17 protein-coding genes and 1 tRNA gene are annotated in these 18,301 nt (G+C 63.9%); 13 read left to right on the top strand and 5 right to left on the bottom strand.

Annotated elements, in window-relative coordinates; all coding sequences use genetic code 11:
* Nucleotides 1-134 precede the first annotated feature (134 nt).
* From rplM to ABIA42_RS16145, 5 genes are all read left to right on the top strand, one after another.
* Nucleotides 135-599 (top strand): 50S ribosomal protein L13, encoded by a 465-nt coding sequence (rplM, locus tag ABIA42_RS16165; protein WP_018642440.1) that lies wholly within the window; start codon nt 135-137, stop codon nt 597-599.
* Nucleotide 600: 1 nt separating this feature from the next.
* Complete coding sequence (rpsI, locus tag ABIA42_RS16160; protein ID WP_370123323.1) at nt 601-1,080, top strand: 30S ribosomal protein S9; 480 nt, start codon at nt 601-603, stop codon at nt 1,078-1,080.
* 229 nt (nt 1,081-1,309) lie between these two features.
* Nucleotides 1,310-2,530, top strand: a complete 1,221-nt coding sequence (locus ABIA42_RS16155; RefSeq protein ID WP_370123326.1) for a diguanylate cyclase — start codon at nt 1,310-1,312, stop codon at nt 2,528-2,530.
* Nucleotides 2,531-2,586: 56 nt separating this feature from the next.
* Nucleotides 2,587-2,823 (top strand): hypothetical protein, encoded by a 237-nt coding sequence (locus ABIA42_RS16150; RefSeq protein ID WP_028178830.1) that lies wholly within the window; start codon nt 2,587-2,589, stop codon nt 2,821-2,823.
* Between the two features lie 132 nt (nt 2,824-2,955).
* Nucleotides 2,956-3,252 carry an antibiotic biosynthesis monooxygenase gene (locus ABIA42_RS16145; protein WP_370123329.1) on the top strand — a complete coding sequence of 99 codons (297 nt, stop codon included), beginning with the start codon at nt 2,956-2,958 and terminating at the stop codon, nt 3,250-3,252.
* 14 nt (nt 3,253-3,266) lie between these two features.
* On the opposite strand, the gene ABIA42_RS16140 is transcribed toward ABIA42_RS16145, so the two are convergent.
* Nucleotides 3,267-4,418: an AI-2E family transporter gene (locus ABIA42_RS16140; RefSeq protein WP_370123332.1), complete on the bottom strand. Its 1,152-nt coding sequence runs from the start codon at nt 4,416-4,418 to the stop codon at nt 3,267-3,269.
* 278 nt (nt 4,419-4,696) lie between these two features.
* Between ABIA42_RS16140 and ABIA42_RS16135 the strand changes: the two genes are divergently transcribed.
* Nucleotides 4,697-5,470: a gamma-glutamyl-gamma-aminobutyrate hydrolase family protein gene (locus ABIA42_RS16135; RefSeq protein ID WP_370123334.1), complete on the top strand. Its 774-nt coding sequence runs from the start codon at nt 4,697-4,699 to the stop codon at nt 5,468-5,470.
* A 142-nt stretch (nt 5,471-5,612) separates the two neighbouring features.
* Here the strand turns inward: ABIA42_RS16135 and glnA are convergent, their stop codons facing one another.
* Nucleotides 5,613-7,022 (bottom strand): type I glutamate--ammonia ligase, encoded by a 1,410-nt coding sequence (glnA, locus tag ABIA42_RS16130; RefSeq protein ID WP_028182123.1) that lies wholly within the window; start codon nt 7,020-7,022, stop codon nt 5,613-5,615.
* 152 nt (nt 7,023-7,174) lie between these two features.
* Entirely contained in the window at nt 7,175-7,513 is a 339-nt protein-coding gene (locus tag ABIA42_RS16125) for a P-II family nitrogen regulator (protein WP_007603495.1), read from the bottom strand.
* Nucleotides 7,514-7,893: 380 nt separating this feature from the next.
* On the opposite strand from ABIA42_RS16125, the gene ABIA42_RS16120 reads away from it, so the two are divergent.
* Together ABIA42_RS16120 and ABIA42_RS16115 are read left to right on the top strand one after the other, a co-directional pair.
* The gene (locus ABIA42_RS16120; protein ID WP_370123337.1) at nt 7,894-9,393 is read left to right on the top strand and encodes an NAD(P)H-hydrate dehydratase; all 1,500 of its coding nucleotides are present in this window, start codon (nt 7,894-7,896) and stop codon (nt 9,391-9,393) included.
* Complete coding sequence (locus tag ABIA42_RS16115; RefSeq protein WP_271529354.1) at nt 9,393-9,830, top strand: GNAT family N-acetyltransferase; 438 nt, start codon at nt 9,393-9,395, stop codon at nt 9,828-9,830. The genes ABIA42_RS16120 and ABIA42_RS16115 overlap by 1 nt, the downstream gene beginning before the upstream one ends.
* 4 nt (nt 9,831-9,834) lie before the next feature.
* On the opposite strand, the gene ABIA42_RS16110 is transcribed toward ABIA42_RS16115, so the two are convergent.
* On the bottom strand, nt 9,835-11,136 hold the full coding sequence (locus ABIA42_RS16110; RefSeq protein WP_370123340.1) for a multicopper oxidase domain-containing protein: 1,302 nt from the start codon (nt 11,134-11,136) through the stop codon (nt 9,835-9,837).
* Between the two features lie 154 nt (nt 11,137-11,290).
* Here ABIA42_RS16110 and ABIA42_RS16105 point away from each other — a divergent pair.
* The 3 genes from ABIA42_RS16105 (at nt 11,291) to ABIA42_RS16095 (ending at nt 13,824) form a co-directional block, all read left to right on the top strand.
* Nucleotides 11,291-11,375: transfer RNA gene (locus ABIA42_RS16105), tRNA-Leu, on the top strand.
* A gap of 172 nt (nt 11,376-11,547) precedes the next feature.
* Entirely contained in the window at nt 11,548-12,909 is a 1,362-nt protein-coding gene (gene tig, locus ABIA42_RS16100) for a trigger factor (RefSeq protein WP_370123343.1), read from the top strand.
* A gap of 279 nt (nt 12,910-13,188) precedes the next feature.
* The gene (locus ABIA42_RS16095; protein WP_028181340.1) at nt 13,189-13,824 is read left to right on the top strand and encodes an ATP-dependent Clp protease proteolytic subunit; all 636 of its coding nucleotides are present in this window, start codon (nt 13,189-13,191) and stop codon (nt 13,822-13,824) included.
* A gap of 55 nt (nt 13,825-13,879) precedes the next feature.
* On the opposite strand, the gene ABIA42_RS16090 is transcribed toward ABIA42_RS16095, so the two are convergent.
* Complete coding sequence (locus ABIA42_RS16090; protein ID WP_271529352.1) at nt 13,880-14,089, bottom strand: hypothetical protein; 210 nt, start codon at nt 14,087-14,089, stop codon at nt 13,880-13,882.
* Nucleotides 14,090-14,268: 179 nt separating this feature from the next.
* Here ABIA42_RS16090 and clpX point away from each other — a divergent pair, with 179 nt between their 5' ends.
* Nucleotides 14,269-15,540, top strand: a complete 1,272-nt coding sequence (clpX, locus tag ABIA42_RS16085) for an ATP-dependent Clp protease ATP-binding subunit ClpX (protein ID WP_008547851.1) — start codon at nt 14,269-14,271, stop codon at nt 15,538-15,540.
* Between the two features lie 320 nt (nt 15,541-15,860).
* A complete protein-coding gene (gene lon / locus ABIA42_RS16080) occupies nt 15,861-18,284 on the top strand; it encodes an endopeptidase La (RefSeq protein ID WP_028181341.1) in 2,424 nt (807 codons plus the stop codon).
* The last annotated feature ends 17 nt before the right edge of the window (nt 18,285-18,301 follow it).

Genomic DNA, 18,301 nt, shown 5'->3' with positions numbered 1-18,301 from the left:
CCATATTTGTAAGTAACTGATTTTACAGAAGTAATTTCCGTCATTGGGCATTGACCGTTGCGCGTCTCTTCTCTAGAAAACCGCGCAGTCCGGTGCGGTGTTCGCGCCGATGTCTCCCTCACGGAAATTCTGACATGAAAACCTTTTCGGCAAAGCCGGCCGAGGTGACGAAGAAGTGGGTGCTGATCGACGCCAAGGGTCTGGTCGTCGGCCGTCTCGCCACCATCGTCGCCATGCGGCTCCGCGGCAAGCACCTCCCGACCTACACCCCGCACGTCGATTGCGGCGACAACGTCATCATCATCAACGCGCAGCATGCGGTCCTCACCGGTCGCAAGCGCGAGCAGAAGACCTACTACAAGCACACCGGCTATGTCGGCCACGTCAAGGAGCGCACCGCGCGCCAGATCCTCGAGGGCCGTCATCCCGAGCGCGTGCTCGAGAAGGCCGTCGAGCGCATGATCCCGCGTGGCCCGCTCGGTCGCGTGCAGATGGGCAATCTTCGCGTCTATGGCGGGGCCGATCATCCGCACGAGGCGCAGCAGCCCGAGAAGATCGATATCGCCAAGTTGAACCGCAAGAACACGAGGGCCGCATAACATGGCCGAATCCATCCAGTCGCTCGACCAGCTCTCGCAGCTCAAGACGGCGGCAGCGCCCGAGGCGGCCAAGCACGAGAAGAAGGTCGACAAGTTCAACCGCGCCTATGCCACCGGCAAGCGCAAGGACGCGGTCGCCCGCGTCTGGATCAAGCCGGGCGCCGGCAAGGTCACCGTCAACTCGCGTGAGGTCGAGGTCTATTTCGCCCGTCCCGTGCTGCGCATGATGATCGAGCAGCCGTTCTCGGTGGCCCAGCGTTCGGGCCAGTACGACGTGATCTGCACCGTCGCCGGCGGCGGTCTGTCCGGCCAGGCCGGCGCGGTCCGTCACGGCATCTCCAAGGCGCTCACCTATTTCGAGCCGGAGCTGCGCGGCGTGCTCAAGAAGGGCGGCTTCCTCACCCGCGACTCGCGCGTGGTCGAGCGCAAGAAGTACGGCAAGGCCAAGGCCCGCCGCTCCTTCCAGTTCTCGAAGCGTTAATCGCTTTTGTCACATTCGCCGCGAAAGCGGCTTCAATGAGATGCAAAAGGGCGCTGATTTCAGCGCCCTTTTTGCTGTTCGTTTGTATGCAAATTGACGGCGTGTTTCCCGAAAACTTGGGCGTCCGCGAAAACCTGAATGGAACTCGCCGGAACTAGCGTCGCCTGTGGAAGGGCGCGCTAATCGGATGTGCCGATCGCGTAACTGCTATGTTCTAGAGGGGGCCGACATGACGTCGCTCGATAGCATCACGCTCTATTTGGTCGCCACCATGGTCGCCGCACTGCTCGGCGCCATGATGGTATTTTTCGGCAAGCAGGAGAACAGCCCCGCGCTGAAATGGTGGGGCACCGCCTATCTGCTCGGTGCCGCCTCGGTCGCGCTGTGGACCGCGGCGGGCGACAGGCTGGGTCCCCATATTTACCTTGCGCTGAACGCCGTCGGTTTCGTCGCCTGCGGCATGGTGTGGAATGCGGCGCGCGTTTTCCACGGCCGCAAGCCGAACTGGCCTGGTCTCGTGGTTGGTGCGCTCGCCTGGGTCACTGCTGCGACGCTGCTCGATCCCGCCGCGTCCATGCTGCGCATGCTCCTCGGTGCCGGTATCGTCTCGATCTATGCGGCGCTGACCGCGAGCGAGCTCTGGGTCGAGCGGCGCAAGAGCCTGCAACGGCGCTGGCCCGCCGTCGTGGTGCCGGTGATGCACGGCGGCGTGCTGATGCTGCCGATTCTGATCGGCAGTTTCCTGCGTCCGCACGATGCTGGCTTTTCATCGAGCATCTGGGTGACCGTGTTCGCGGTCGAGCTCGTGCTCTACGCCGTCGGCACCGTGTTCGTGATCTTCATGCTGGTGTCGGAGCGCACCGTCACCGCGCACCGGACCGCGGCGTCCACCGATCCTTTGACCGGCATGCTCAACCGCCGCGGCTTCTCGGAAGCCTGCGCACGCGTGATCGAGCGCGAGGCCAAGGCCGGGCGGCCCGTGACCGTGATGATCTTCGACATCGACCACTTCAAGTCGATCAACGATCGCTTCGGCCATCCCGCCGGCGACGAGATGCTGAAGCTGTTCTCCACCGTCGTCGTCAGCAACTTGCGCATCTCCGACCTCTCGGGCCGCATCGGCGGCGAGGAGTTCGCCGCGCTCCTGCCGTGTTCGCTGGAGGAGGGCGTGCTGGTCGCCGAGCGCGTGCGCGAAGCGTTCGAGACCTCCGGCGTCGTGGTCGACGAGGGTCCGGTCGACACCACCGTCAGCATCGGCGTCGCCGGCGGTCCGGCCGGCACCGAGCTCGAAGTGCTGCTGGCCTCCGCCGACACCGCGCTCTACCAGGCCAAGCGCGGCGGCCGTAACCGCGTCGAGGCGGCCGAGGAGCTGCCGCTGTCGCTCGAGAACTGGCGCCGCCGGAGCGCGGCACGGATCGGCGCGCCGCAGGCGCGTCCGGCCACCGCCTGATCGCAGGGGCCTTGCGGTAATCCTCTGTTTACCGTTCGATTCCTACCATTGCGGTCATGGAATCGATCCGTCGACAGAATCCGCAAATCACCCTGATGTCGCTCGAAGCAGCCGCGGCCTCCGCACGCGGCGGTTTCGGCTGTCTGTTCTCGACCGCCGACGAATACGAGACGGCGCTGATCGCCGAACGTCGCGCGCAGGGACGCTACGGCCAGCACCGCAGCTATTGGCCGTTCGCAATGTTCGTCGGTTGCGTGTTCATCGTGGCGGGCACCGTTTTGCTGCTCGCCTGACAGGCCTGCATTCAAGAGACCTGCAATCAAGAGACCTGCACATTCTAGCGAGCCAGGCGCCGTTTCGGCGCCTTTTTCTTTGTCGCCGTCTGCGGTAGACACGCCGATCGAACGAGAAAAGGGTGGAAACCGATGATCACCGAGATCGCGCAAATCGACGTCAAGCCGGGCAGCGAGACGGACTTTGAGGCCGCCGTCGCCAAGGCCAAGGCCGCCTTCGGCCGCTCTAAGGGGTTTCACGGCTTCGAGTTGCACAAATCCATCGAGAAGCCACAGCGCTACCGGTTGATGGTGAAGTGGGCGACGCTGGAGAACCACACCGTCGATTTCCGCGGCTCGGAGAATTTCACCAAATGGCGCGGCCTCGTCGGCCAGTATTTTGCCTCGCCCCCCGAGGTCGAGCACACCGAGACCGTGCTCACGACCTGAAGGCCTGAGCGACGTCAGGCCGCCTCGGCGAGCGGCGGCGCCTCATACGTCTTGAAATGGTCGATCACCACCTTGGCGATGGCGACCAGCGGCAGCGCCAGCGCGAGGCCCCAGATGCCGAACACGACGCCGAGCAGGATCTGGAACGCGAACAGCGTGGCCGGCGGGATGTCGAGCGCCTGCCGCTGCAGGATCGGCGTCAGCACGTAGCTCTCCATGGCGTGCACGCCCATGAAGAGCAGAAAGGCCGACAAAGCGGGGATCCAGCCCGAGGCGAGGCTTGCCAGCACCACGATGACGCCGGCGATGATGGCTCCGACGGTGGGGATGAAGGCGAGCAGGCCCGCCTGGATTCCCAGGATGAACGCGCTCGGGATGCCGATGATCGCAAGCCCGATCCAGGTCACGACACCGACCGCGATCATGACGACGATCTGGGCGATCAGCCAGCGCTCCAGCGTTTCGCTGATACGGTCGATGACGAGGGCGACACGCGTGCGGTGCCTCGCCGGTGCCAGGAACAGCAGGCCGTCATGATAGACGGTGGGCTGGGCGGCGAAGGCGAGGCCCAGGAACAGCACGATGAAGATGTTGCCCACGCCGTGAATGGTGCCGAGCAGCAGCTTGAAGGTCTGGCTCACGATCGCCCCGCCGCTGGAGGCGAGCGCGCTGGCGCCGGGCAAGGGACCGCGCGAGGCCGCCGCTGGCGGGGATGTCGCCTCCGACGAAGGATTGGCGGAGGAGTCCGACGCAGCGTTGCCGAGATCGAAGAAGCTGGTGTCGATGCCGTGGTTCTCGAGGAAGGACCTGACATTCACAATCTGCGACTTGATGGTCTTGCTCAGCAGCGACGCCTGCTCGGCGATGGTGGCGCCGCCAAGATAGGCGATGCCTGCGAGAAGCAGGGCAAGCGCGACACAGACGATCGCAAGTCGGACCGCGTGGGGCAGGTGAACCCGGCGGCCGAGCGCATGGATCAGCGCGTTGAGGCCGAGGCCGAGCAGCATGCCGGTGAAGATCAGCAGCAGCGTCGGCGCAAAATACCAGGTGAAGGCGAGCAGCGCGGTGAACAGCACGACGCCGATGCCTCCGACCGAAATCGCCCAGGCCTGGTCCCGAGCCAGGTCGCTGCGGGTCCGGGAGCGTTCATCTCTGGGAATCGTCACATTGGGTCCTTTTCGAGGGAGGCGGCGCCAGCGCACTCTTTCGCGAAATCCCGGCGGGGATCAAGCGGGACACGCGCCGGTTTGGCGCGTTCGTCGTCTCTGCGGGACTGTAGCCCCCTCCGAGCGATCGGACTCGCCGCCGCCCGGCCTGCCACGACGCTCCAGGCCGGGCATTTGCGCGAAAATAGCATTGCCGTCCCGCGATCCCTTCTGTTGAATTTGTTCTATCGGAGGGGCATGTTGACGGAATCTTCTTACCGGGAGGCGCGAAACGACAGATGAGAAAGCCGGTCGTCGGCGTGATCGGGAATTCCCATCGCGTCGAAAATCGATTTCAGGTCCAGATGGTCGGCGAGCGAAACCTGCGCGCCGTGGCCGAGGTCTCCGGCGGCTTGCCGGTGATGTTCGCGGGCTCGCCCGACATCACAGATATCAGCGCGCTGCTCGATACCGTGGACGGCATCATCCTCACCGGCGCCCGCGCCAACGTGCACCCGACCCGTTTCAACGTCGATCCTTGCGAGAAGCACGAGCCCTACGACATCCACCGCGACGAGGTGGCACTGGCGCTCTCCGTCGCCTGCGTCTCCCGTGGCATCCCGCTGTTCGGCATCTGCCGCGGTCTCCAGGAGATGAACGTCGCCTTCGGCGGCTCACTGCATCCGGAGATCCGCGAGATCCCGGGCCGTATGAACCATCGCATGCCACGGCTCGAGAACGGCGAGATACATCCCGATCCGACGGTGGTGTTCGCCGACCGCCATGATGTCGACCTGACGCCGGGCGGGGCGTTCGCAAAAATTCTCGGCTGTGAGAAGATCCGGGTGAATTCGCTGCACGGCCAGGGCATTCTCGAACCCGGCAAGCGCGTCCTGATCGAGGGCGTCGCCGAGGACGGCACCATCGAGGCGATCCGCATCGCCGAAGCCCCGGCCTTTGCGCTCGGCGTGCAATGGCATGCGGAGTACGATCCGCAGCACAATCCGATCAACCGCAAGCTGTTCGAGGCCTTTGGCCAGGCATTGGCCGCGCGGCAAAAGGCGGCGGCGTAGCTCGCGCTTGCGTCCGGACGCGCTGCAGCGTTCCAAAGCTGCCAGCACCGTCAGCCGCGTGATGCGGCTGCGGCCTCCCCTCAAACGAAAAGGCGCCTCCTTCCGGAAGCGCCTTTTGCCTGTCGTGGTCTGTTCGAGCCGATCAGCCCGAATAGTACATGTCGAACTCGATGGGGTGCGGGGTCATCTCGAAGCGCTCGACCTCGGTCATCTTCAGCTCGATATAGGCGTCGATGAAGTCGTCGTCGAACACGCCGCCGGCCTTGAGGAAGGCGCGGTCCTTGTCGAGGTTTTCGAGCGCCTCGCGCAAGCTGCCGCACACCGTCGGGATCTGCTTCAGCTCTTCCTTCGGCAGGTCGTAGAGATCCTTGTCCATCGCCGGACCCGGATCGATCTTGTTCTTGATGCCGTCGAGGCCGGCCATCAGCATCGCGGCGAAGCCGAGATAGGGGTTGGCGAGCGGATCGGGGAAGCGCACCTCGACGCGCTTGGCCTTCGGCGAAGCGGTGTAGGGGATGCGGCAGGAGGCCGAGCGGTTGCGCGCGGAATAGGCGAGCAGGACGGGGGCCTCATAGCCCGGGACCAGACGCTTGTAGGAATTGGTCGACGGGTTGGTGAAGGCGTTGATCGCCTTGGCGTGCTTGATGATGCCGCCGATGTAGTGGAGGCAGGTCTCCGACAGGTCGGCATATTTGTTGCCGGCGAACACCGGCTTGCCGTCCTTCCAGATCGACTGGTGCACGTGCATGCCCGAGCCGTTGTCGCCGTAGACGGGCTTCGGCATGAAGGTGGCGGTCTTGCCGTAGATGTGGGCGACCTGGTGGATGCAGTACTTGTAGATCTGGATGTGGTCGGCCATCAGCGTCAGCGTGTCGAACTTCATGCCGAGCTCGTGCTGGGCGGAAGCGACCTCGTGGTGATGCTTCTCGACCTTCACGCCCATCTTGGCCATGGCCCCGAGCATCTCCGAGCGCATGTCCTGGACGGAGTCCTGCGGCGGAACCGGGAAATAGCCGCCCTTGGTGCGGACGCGGTGGCCGAGATTGCCGCCCTCATATTCGGTGTCGGAATTGGTCGGCAGCTCCGAGGAGTCGAGACGGAAGCCGGTGTTGTAGGGAGTGGAGGAGAATCGCACGTCGTCGAACACGAAGAACTCGGCTTCGGGACCGACGAACACGGTGTCGCCCACGCCCATCGACTTCACCATCGCCTCGGCCTTCTTGGCGATGCCGCGGGGGTCGCGGTTGTAAGGCTCGCCGGTGGTCGGCTCGAGCACGTCGCAGGTGATGACCATGGTGGTCTCGGCGAAGAACGGATCAATCGTCGCGGTCACCGGATCGGGCATCAGGCACATGTCGGACTCGTTGATCGCCTTCCAGCCGGCGATCGAGGACCCGTCGAACATCGTCCCTTCGGCGAAGATGTCTTCATCGATCATGCTGACGTCGAACGTGACGTGCTGCCACTTGCCGCGCGGATCGGTGAAGCGCAGGTCGACGTACTTGACGTCGTTGTCCTTGATCGATTTCAGGACGTCTTTGGCGGTCTTCATGCATACCCCTTTTGGCTCTGCGGATCGGTTTCCAGATGAGCAAACTCGTTCTCGCTTTGGGCGAGTTTTGCGCGACCGCACAAACGAAATCAGGCCGCCGAAGCAGCCTCATTTCTTGTCGGAGTGTCGCAAAACGCGGGATAGCACCCGGCTCAGATAGCGTCCAGCCCGGATTCGCCGGTCCGGATGCGGATCGCCTCTTCGATGTTGGAGACGAAAATCTTGCCGTCGCCGATGCGGCCGGTCTGCGCGGCGCGGCGGATCGCGTCGATGGCGCGCTCGACCAGATCGTCGCCGATCACGATCTCGATTTTTACCTTCGGCAGGAAGTCGACGATGTATTCTGCGCCGCGGTAAAGTTCGGCGTGACCCTTCTGCCGGCCGAAGCCCTTGGCTTCGGTGACGGTGATGCCCTGAAGACCGACCTCCTGAAGCGCTTCCTTCACCTCGTCTAGCTTGAATGGCTTGATGATGGCTTCGATTTTCTTCACTGCGCGACTCCCGGCCTTTCGATCAAATAGCAACGTCTTCGTCAGGATGCGCATTTCTCAACGCACGATCTTGTCTTCTCTATGCCGGGATCCCTGACCAGTCCGGCAACAACGGCCGGCCACACCCTGTAAGATGCCAGTGAGCACGACGAACCGAAGCGGCTTCCTCGAAAGCAGGGTCTATGCCAAGTTGCACATGCCCTGGTTATTGGAGCGTTATCAGCCTTTTAACGAGCATCCTGGGTGGTGGCGCCGATCTGCACAAAATACCGAAGACTACGAAATAGGCAAACGGTTCAATATATGTGCAGATCGATGTTTCCGCCGTCGGATCGGCACGGAAGGTGCCTGTTGAAGAGGCGTTTGTACTAGGAAGTGGCATGGAAGTTCTGACCAACGCCGAAATGCAGCGCGCCGACCAGCTCGCCATTGCGGCCGGTACGCCCGGTTTCAAGCTGATGCTGAGCGCGGGCCAGGCGGTCGCCGAGGCCGCCCATGCGCTGGTGGAGGAGGGGCCGATCCTGATCGTGGCCGGCCCGGGCAACAATGGCGGCGACGGCTTTGTCGCAGCCGCCGAGCTCGCCGCCCAGGGGCGGGAGGTCTCGGTGATCCCGATGTGCGAGCGCGATCGGCTCCAGGGCGATGCGGCCTCCGCGGCGCGCGGCTGGAAGCATCCGGTGCTTCCGTTCAACCCCCAGGCAATCGGAAAGCCTGCGCTGATCGTCGATGCGCTGTTCGGCGCCGGTCTCAGCCGTCCCGTCGACGGCGAGGCGCGCGAAATGATCGAGGCGATCAACGCCAACGGTGCTCCGGTGCTCGCGGTCGACCTGCCGAGCGGCATCAACGGCACCAGCGCGGCCGTGATGGGGGCGGCGGTGAACGCCACCGAGACCGTCACCTTCTTCCGCAAGAAGCCGGCGCATCTGCTTCTGCCCGGGCGGATGCATTGCGGCCGCGTGCGCGTCGCCGACATCGGCATCGATGCGCAGGTGCTGGACGAGATCGCGCCGCAGACCTTCGAGAACGATCCGGACCTCTGGGGCGCCGCCTTTCCGGTGCCGCGCATCGATGGCCACAAATACGCGCGGGGTCACGTGCTGGCGGTTTCCGGTGATGCGGCAGCGACAGGCGCCGCGCGGCTCGCTGCGCGCGGAGCGCTGCGGGCCGGCGCGGGCCTCGTGACGCTGGCGAGCCCGCGCGATGCGCTCGCGATCAATGCGAGCGCGCTGATTGCGGTGATGGTTCGCCCCGTCGACACCGCCATCGAGTTCGGCGAGCTGCTTGGCGACAAGCGCTATAGTACCTGCATCATCGGTCCCGGCGCGGGCATCGGTCAGCGCACCTGCGACCTCGTTCACACCGCTCTCAACGCGCAGCGGCATCTGGTGCTCGATGCGGATGCGCTGACGAGCTTCGCTGCGACCCCCGAGCGCCTGTTCGAATCGATCAAGTCCTCGCAGGACAATGCGGTGGTGCTGACCCCGCACGAGGGCGAGTTTCCGCGCCTGTTCTCCGACCTCAGCAACAAGCATCCCGGCCGCTCCAAGCTCGAGCGCGTCCGCGCTGCCGCCGAGCGCTGCGGCGCCGTCGTGCTCCTGAAAGGCCCGGACACCACCATCGCCGCCCCTGACGGCCGCGCCACCATCGCCGCCAACGCGCCGCCCTGGCTCGCCACGGCCGGTGCCGGCGACGTGCTCTCCGGCATCATCGCAGGGCTCCTGGCGCAAGGCGTCCCGGCTTTCGAAGCCGCCAACATCGGCGTCTGGATGCACGGCGAGGCGGCAAGCGAGGCGGGGCCGGGATTGATCGCGGAAGACCTGACTGAGACGCTGCCGGCGGTGCACCGGCGGATCTACGATGCGCTCGGGGTGGATTACTAGTGCTCAGGCAGCTTGCGCTCACGGAAATGGGCGAGGCGGCGCAGATCCATCGGATCGCGTTTGACCAAGCGATGCCGTGGCTGGTCGGGCTGCACACGCCGGATCAGGATCGCTGGTTCTATCGTGAGCGTGTTCTCCAGACGTGCCGGGTATGGGGACGCTTCGACGGCGATCAGCTGAGCGGGATCATCGCGTTTCGGGACGGCTGGGTCGAGCAGCTCTACGTTCGTCCCGCGGCACAGGGACGGGGCTTCGGCACCGAACTCCTCAACGTCGCCAAAGGCACCTACGATCGGCTGGATCTCTGGACTTTCCAGCGCAATGCGTCGGCGCGGCGCTTCTATGAGATGCGCGGGTTCGCGCTGGTCGAGCAGACCGACGGAGCGCGGAACGAGGAGAAGGAGCCGGACGCTCGCTATCTCTGGATACGCCAGTAGGCGCTCACTCCACCCCATACCAGCGCACCAGGCGCGGCGCGGCCCAGTCGGTTGCGACGGATTCGATCAGCCAGCGTCCGGGGGCGATCGCCGCGAAGGCGATGCGCTGGGTCTGGCCGGGCTCGATCGCGAGCGTGTCGAGCCAATAGGGCTTCCAGCCATCGTCGAGCGTGTCGAGCAGGCGGAAATGGTGGCCGTGCAGATTGAAGATGGTGGCGATCGGGCCGGAGTTCTTCAGCGTCAGCACGACGGTGCGGCCGGTCCTGGCGCGGAAGATGGGTGCAGAGGCCGTGGAGAAATTCGCGGGTCGCGTCCAGGCGGCGTCGGCTGCGCCAAGCGCGACATCGAACCGCAGGGCGCCTCTCAGATCGAGCTTCTCGGGAAGGTCGTTCGAAGGGAGCGGCTGCGGCGGCAACAGCGGGACGTGCTCCAGCTTCCCGGAGATGGCGAGGCTTCCGACCTGGCGCGCCTCCTTGCCGTCGTGGAGCAGGAATGGGGCCGATGTCGCCGCATCCACAAAGGCGTCGGCTCGCGCGCCCGGGGCCAGCACCAAGGCGCCGTTGCGCGCGGCGAACGGCTCGGCCGGCTGGCCGTCCAGGGCCATCACGCGGACCTCGTGGTTTCCCAATTTGATCGCCAGAACAGTACGTTGGGAGCCGTTGATGAAGCGCAGTCGCAGCCGCTCATTGGCCGCGGCTGAGAGTTCGAATGAAGTTCTGCCATTGACCGTGTAGAGCGGTGTCGTGTCCTTCGGGTCCTGGCCCGGCGGGACCGCGGTGCCATCCGGCCGCAGACGCCATTCCTCGATCAACAGCACCTCGTCACGCTCGGCGGCAACCCGGCCGGTCTCGGCCACGATGATCGGGAGCGGGCGCGCAGGATGCTTCAGGCTGCCCTCGAAGAGACGGAAGTCCGCCAGCAGGGTTCCCGCGCTTGGTATTGAAATGATTGATGTTTCGGTCGTGTCTGGTGCGGCGGGCGCGCGCCCTCGCAACGGGTCGGCGGCAGTCGCGCCATTGAGGCCGTACCAGACCGGTGCAAGTGGCACAGGCAGGTCATTGCGAAACACCACCTCGCATCGGTCGCCGCGCTTGAGACGGACGGTCCCGAGATGGCTTGCGGCGGCCAGCTCCCAGATTGCCGTAGCTGGTTGCCCCGCCTTCGAAGCCAAGGTTGACGGCCTTGCCTGAAGCGCAAGCTGGGCGGTCACAAGCGGGCCTGCGCCCCCGATCATCAGTCCAGCCGCCGAGGCCCCGAGACCGGTCAACACCTCCCGTCGGGTCGGGTCAAGAATCCGCGGTTTCATGGGTCGATCCGGACCATGCCATGCTGGATAAGTCCAGCCATCGAGCCTACTTGAAGCATGCCTCCAACCGGCCATTTTTTTGCTGCGAACAGTCAGGCACATGCTATAAGCCCGGCCGCCCGCGGCATCGCGGCCGGTCTTGATGCAAATTCACGCGGGCGTGGCGGAACTGGTAGACGCGCTGGATTTAGGTTCCAGTGACGAAAGTTGTGGGGGTTCGAGTCCCTCCGCCCGCACCAAGCGCTTATCGCGTTTGCACGGATTACGAGACCTGCTTCTGCGGATGATCGTCCGTCTGGGGCCGGTCCGATGAACCACCGGTGGTGAGGCGTTTGCCTCGTGCCGGATCGATTAATGACAGCGTCCCGACGCGCGACGTGCCGGGGCCGAACGAGAAGAAGATTGGACGCCATGCAGGTCACAGAAACCCTCTCGGAAGGTTTGAAGCACGAGTTCAAGATCAGCGTTCCCGCGTCTGATCTCGATGCCAAGGCCGGCGCCAAGCTCGTCGACCTCAAGGACAAGGTCCGCATCAACGGCTTCCGTCCGGGCAAGGTGCCGGTCGCGCACCTGAAGAAGGTCTATGGCCGCTCTGTGATGGCCGAAACCATCGACCAGACCATTCGCGACACCAACACGCAGCTGTTCTCCGAACGCGGCTTCCGCCTCGCGACCGAGCCGAAGATCACCATGCCGACGGAGCAGAAGGACGTCGAGGAGCTGCTGAGCGGCAAGACCGATCTGACCTACACGGTCGCGATCGAAGTGGTGCCGGCGATCGCGCTCGCCGACTTCAAGACCTTCCAGGTCGAGAAGCCCGTCGCCGACGTCACCGATACCGACGTCGACGAAGCGATCAAGCGCATCGCCGATTCCAACCGCACCTTTGCCGACAAGGGCGAGGGTGCCAAGGCTGCCTCGGGCGACCGCGTCACCATCAACTTCAAGGGCAGCATCAACGGTGAAGTCTTCGAGGGCGGCACCGGCGAAGGCATCCAGGTCGTGATCGGCTCCAACACCTTCATCCCGGGCTTCGAGGAGCAGCTGATCGGCATCGGCGCGAACGAGACCCGCACGCTGAAAGTGTCGTTCCCCAAGAACTACATGAACGACAAGCTCGCCGGTCAGCCGGCCGAGTTCGAGACCACTGCGACCCTGATCGAGGCGCCGCAGGACCTCGCGATCGACGACGCATTCGCCAAGTCGCTCGGCCTGGAATCGCTGGACAAGCTCAAGGAAGCCGCGCGCGAGCGCCTTTCTGCCGAGTTCGCGACCGCGACGCGCCAGCGCGTCAAGCGCGCGCTGCTCGACCGCCTCGACGAGGCGCATCGCTTCGAGGCGCCGCCCTCGCTGGTCGACGAGGAGTTCAATCTGATGTGGAACTCGGTCAAGGCCGAGATGGATTCCGCCGGCAAGACCTTCGCCGACGAGGACACCACGGAGGACGCCGCCAAGGAAGAGTACCGCAAGATCGCCGATCGCCGCGTGCGGCTTGGCCTCGTGCTCTCCGAGATCGGCGAGAAGAACAAGATCACCGTGACCGACGACGAGGTCGGCCGCGCCGTGATCGAGCGCGCACGCTCGATGCCCGGCCGCGAGAAGGAGGTCTGGGACTATTACCGCAACAACGCCCAGGCGCTGGCCCAGCTTCGTGCACCGATCTACGAGGACAAGGTCGTCGACTTCATCCTCGAGCTCGCCAACGTGACGGAGAAGAAGGTCTCGCGCGAGGACCTCTACAAGGACGACGACGCGGAAAAGACCGCAGCCTGAGGGCCTTGGAACAGTCTTCCATTAAGGATGATCAGCGAAGAGGCCCAGCTAGCCAGATGGCCGGCTGGGCCTCTTTGTGCGAATCAGCTTCAACTGCCGCACGGATTAAGCCTTATTTCGCTCCGCACTTGTCAGAAGCGAATTGGGCTATATCTGTCGCTACGCCTTCTACTTCTACCAAGTTCCTGCATCACAGGACGTCCATTCGCCCTTCCGGCAATCCAGCCAAACTGGCGGCCAGGCCCGGCGATGTCCGTCTCCGAAAACCCTAGGTGACTCATGCGCGATCCGGTTGAAACCTACATGAACCTCGTGCCCATGGTGGTCGAGCAGACCAACCGTGGCGAGCGCGCCTACGACATCTTCTCGCGCCTCCTGAAGGAGCGCATCATTTTCCTGACCGGGCCGGTCGAGGACGGCATGTCGACGCTGGTCGTCGCGCAGCTGTTGTTCCTCGAGGCGGAAAACCCGAAGAAGGAAATCTCGATGTACATCAACTCGCCGGGCGGCGTGGTGACGTCGGGCCTTGCGATCTACGACACCATGCAGTTCATTCGCCCGCCGGTCTCGACGCTGTGCACAGGCCAGGCGGCCTCAATGGGTTCGCTGCTGCTCGCCGCCGGCGAGAAGGACATGCGCTTCTCGCTGCCGAACGCGCGCATCATGGTGCATCAGCCCTCCGGCGGCTTCCAGGGCCAGGCCACCGACATCATGCTGCACGCCCAGGAAATCCTCAACCTGAAGAAGCGTCTCAACGAGATCTACGTCAAGCACACCGGCCAGACCTACAAGGCGATCGAGGATGCGCTGGAACGCGACAAGTTCCTGACTGCGAACGACGCCAAGGAGTTCGGCCTGGTCGACAAGGTCATCGACAGGCGCGCCGAGGAGCCGGCGCCGGTGAAGGCTCCGTAGCACTACGGGGTCGTCACGGCGATCCTCAGATCGCCGTGGACCGGTCGGGGTGCGTTCACGTTAGGTGCGGGTGCGCGCGTCGCAAAATGCGGTTTTGCGCGCTGCGACAAGCAGAAAGTTCCGCTTTCGTGCTTTTTTCGTGGCAATCCAGCAACGCCGGGGTGATTTCGATCACTTCGTCCGTGCCAAGACCGGAAATCACGGTATTGTCACGGGTAGCCGGCGGCGTCCGATTAGCGAATTCTTGATAGTCGGGTGACAGCATGGTTGGCTACGACTGATCGGCTATGATCGCGGGAGAATCGAGTGACCGTGATTCGCACGGGATGTGATGCGTAGGGTCTTTTTTGGTACGGAATTTGCTCTACTTAAGCTTCATGCCGGCCATCGTGTCGGAATGGAGCGATCGAGCGGAACGGGATCGAACCGCGGACGGAGACAGGAATGAGTAAGGTCGGCACGAGCGACTCCAAGAACACGCTATATTGCTCGTTCTGCGGCAAGAGCCAGCACGAAGTCCGCAAACTGATCGCGGGTCCCACGGTCTTCATCTGCGACGAGTGCGTCGAGCTCTGCATGGACATCATCCGCGAGGAGAACAAGTCCTCGCTGGTCAAGTCGCGCGACGGGATTCCGACGCCGAAGGAAATCTGCAAGGTGCTGGACGATTACGTGATCGGCCAGAGCCATGCGAAGAAGGTCCTGTCGGTCGCGGTGCACAACCACTACAAGCGCCTCAACCATCAGACCAAGCACAACGACGTCGAGCTCGCGAAGTCGAACATCCTGCTGATCGGTCCGACCGGCTCGGGCAAGACGCTGCTCGCGCAGACGCTCGCCCGTATCCTGGACGTGCCGTTCACGATGGCGGATGCGACGACATTGACCGAAGCCGGCTATGTCGGCGAGGACGTCGAGAATATCATCCTGAAGCTGCTCCAGGCCGCCGACTACAATGTCGAGCGCGCCCAGCGCGGCATCGTCTATATCGACGAAATCGACAAGATCAGCCGCAAGTCCGACAATCCCTCCATCACGCGCGATGTGTCGGGTGAGGGCGTGCAGCAGGCGCTGCTCAAGATCATGGAAGGCACGGTGGCTTCGGTCCCGCCGCAGGGCGGCCGCAAGCATCCGCAGCAGGAGTTCCTGCAAGTGGATACCACCAACATCCTCTTCATCTGCGGCGGCGCTTTCGCCGGCCTCGAGAAGATCATCTCGGCGCGCGGACGGTCGACTTCGATCGGCTTCGGCGCCCAGGTGCTCGCCCCGGAGGACCGCCGTACCGGCGAGATCTTCCGTCACGTCGAGCCTGAGGACCTCCTGAAGTACGGCCTCATTCCCGAGTTCGTCGGCCGTCTGCCGGTCGTGGCGACGCTCGAGGACCTCGACGAGACCTCGCTGAAGAAGATCCTGACCGAGCCGAAGAACGCGCTGGTGAAACAGTACCAGCGGCTGTTCGAGATGGAGAACATCGAGCTGACCTTCGCCGACGAGGCGCTTGGCGCGGTCGCCCGCAAGGCGATCGAGCGCAAGACCGGCGCGCGTGGGTTGCGCTCGATCCTCGAGGCGATCCTGCTCGAGACCATGTTCGACCTGCCGGGCCTGGAAGGTGTGGAAGAAGTCGTGATTTCCCGCGAAGTGGTGGAAGGAACGGCGCGTCCGCTCTACATCTATGCCGATCGGTCCGATCGCGCCGTCGAGAACGCCAGCGCCTGATCCGGCGGCGCTGAAACGCTCCAATCGTCCCCTCGATATGGGCTGCGGAACTGTATTTCCGCAGCCGGTGTTGCGTCGCTTATTTGCGTGCGTAAGCGCCTGATGGCGCGCGTTTTTCAATGACTTGACACCCCCCGGGTCGATAGCCACCTAATGTCGGCGGCGAGCGAAAATTCTCTTCAAGATTCGCCTCAGTCCATCCGGCGAGCCGGTCCAACTTGTAGAAGACCGATCGGTTTTGCGGATCACCTCGGCACCTTGTGGCGGTTGCGCATCATCAGCGGGCTGCGTGCAAGGGGGCAAAGCAAAAGGAAAAGGCCATGACCAATCCCAAACCCCGGCCAACCATCGTCCATGGCGAAACGCACGCTTATCCCGTGCTGCCGCTGCGCGACATCGTCGTCTTCCCGCACATGATCGTGCCGCTCTTCGTCGGCCGCGAGAAGTCGATCCGCGCGCTCGAAGAGGTGATGAAGAACGATGCGCTGATCATGCTCGCGACGCAGAAGAACGCGTCCGACGATGATCCGGCGCCCGATGCCATCTACGAGACCGGGACGCTTGCCAGCGTGCTCCAACTCTTGAAGCTTCCGGACGGCACCGTGAAGGTGCTGGTCGAAGGGCTCGAGCGTGCGCGCGTGGCGAAGTACACCGATCGCGCCGACTATTACGAGGCGACTGCCGTCGCGCTCGCCGATACCGATGCGAAGTCGGTCGAGGCGGAAGCGCTGGCGCGCTCGGTCGTGTCCGACTTCGAGAGCTATGTGAAGCTCAACAAGAAGATCTCGGCCGAGGTCGTCGGCGTCGTGCAGGCGATCACCGACTTCGCCAAGCTCGCCGACACCGTTGCCTCGCATCTCGCCGTCAAGATCGCCGACCGCCAGGGCATCCTGGAGACGCTGTCCGTCACCACGCGCCTGGAGAAGGTGCTGGGCCTGATGGAGAGCGAAATCTCGGTGCTGCAGGTCGAGAAGCGCATCCGCTCGCGCGTCAAGCGCCAGATGGAGAAGACCCAGCGCGAGTATTATCTCAACGAGCAGATGAAGGCGATCCAGAAGGAACTCGGCGACGACGATGGTCGCGACGAGCTCGCCGATCTCGAAGAGAAGATCTCCAAGACCAAGCTCTCCAAGGAAGCGCGCGAGAGGGCGCAGCATGAATTGAAGAAGCTGCGCCAGATGTCGCCGATGTCCGCGGAAGCGACCGTCGTGCGCAACTATCTGGATTGGCTGCTGTCGATTCCGTGGAACAAGAAGTCCAAGGTGAAGAAGGACCTGGAGGCTGCGCAGGCCATCCTGGATTCCGATCACTATGGGCTCGAGAAGGTCAAGGAACGCATCGTCGAGTATCTCGCGGTGCAGTCGCGCGCCAACAAGCTGACGGGCCCGATCCTGTGCCTCGTCGGACCTCCCGGCGTCGGCAAGACCTCGCTCGGCAAGTCGATCGCGAAGGCGACGGGGCGCGAATTCGTGCGCGTCTCGCTCGGCGGCGTGCGCGACGAGGCCGAGATCCGCGGTCACCGCCGCACCTATATCGGCTCGATGCCCGGCAAGATCATCCAGTCGATGCGCAAGGCGAAGTCGTCCAATCCGCTGTTCCTGCTGGACGAGATCGACAAGATGGGCGCCGATTTCCGCGGCGATCCGTCCTCGGCCTTGCTCGAGGTGCTCGATCCCGAGCAGAACGCGACGTTCAACGACCACTATCTCGAGGTCGACTACGACCTGTCCAACGTGATGTTCATCACGACCGCGAATACGCTGAATATTCCCGGCCCGCTGATGGACCGCATGGAGATCATCCGGATCGCGGGCTACACCGAGAACGAGAAGGTCGAGATCGCGCGCAAGCACCTGATCCCGAACGCGGTGTCCAAGCACGGACTGGACTCCAAGGAGTTCTCGATCGACGACGACGCGCTGCTGCTTCTGATCCGCCGCTACACCCGCGAAGCGGGCGTGCGCAATCTGGAGCGTGAGCTCTCGACACTCGCCCGCAAGGCGGTGAAGGAGCTGATGATCTCCAAGAAGAAGTCGGTCAAGGTCACCGAGAAGACTCTGGAAGAGCTGCTCGGCGTGCCGAAGTACCGCTTCGGCGAGATCGAGAGCGAGCCGCAGGTCGGCATCGTCACTGGCCTTGCCTGGACCGATGTCGGCGGCGAGCTGTTGACGATCGAAGGCGTCATGATGCCCGGCAAGGGCAAGATGACGGTCACCGGCAATCTGCGCGACGTGATGAAGGAGTCGATCTCGGCGGCGGCGTCCTACGTCCGCTCGCGCGCGATCAACTACGGCGTCGAGCCGCCGCTGTTCGACCGGCGCGACATCCACGTGCACGTGCCGGAGGGCGCGACGCCGAAGGACGGTCCGTCCGCCGGTGTCGCCATGGCCACCGCGATCATCTCGGTCATGACCGGCATCCCGGTCCGCCACGATGTCGCGATGACCGGCGAGATCACGCTGCGCGGTCGCGTGCTGCCGATCGGCGGCCTGAAGGAGAAGCTGCTGGCTGCGGCCCGCGGCGGCATCAAGACGGTGCTGATCCCCGAGGACAACGCCAAGGATCTCACGGAGATTTCCGATGCGATCAAGGGCGGCATGGAGATCATCCCGGTCTCGCGCCTCGACGACGTCATCGCCAAGGCGCTGGTGAGGAAGCCGGTGCCGATCGTCTGGGAAGAGGACACCAAGGTGACGGTGAAGCCGGACGGCGACGAGGCCGCCGGCGGCCTGACCGCTCACTGAGGTTCAGCTGAAGATGA

Source organism: Bradyrhizobium sp. USDA 327 (genome assembly GCF_041262065.1).
GTDB classification, from domain to species: Bacteria; Pseudomonadota; Alphaproteobacteria; order Rhizobiales; family Xanthobacteraceae; genus Bradyrhizobium; species Bradyrhizobium liaoningense.
This window is presented reverse-complemented; position numbering and strand designations above follow the sequence as displayed.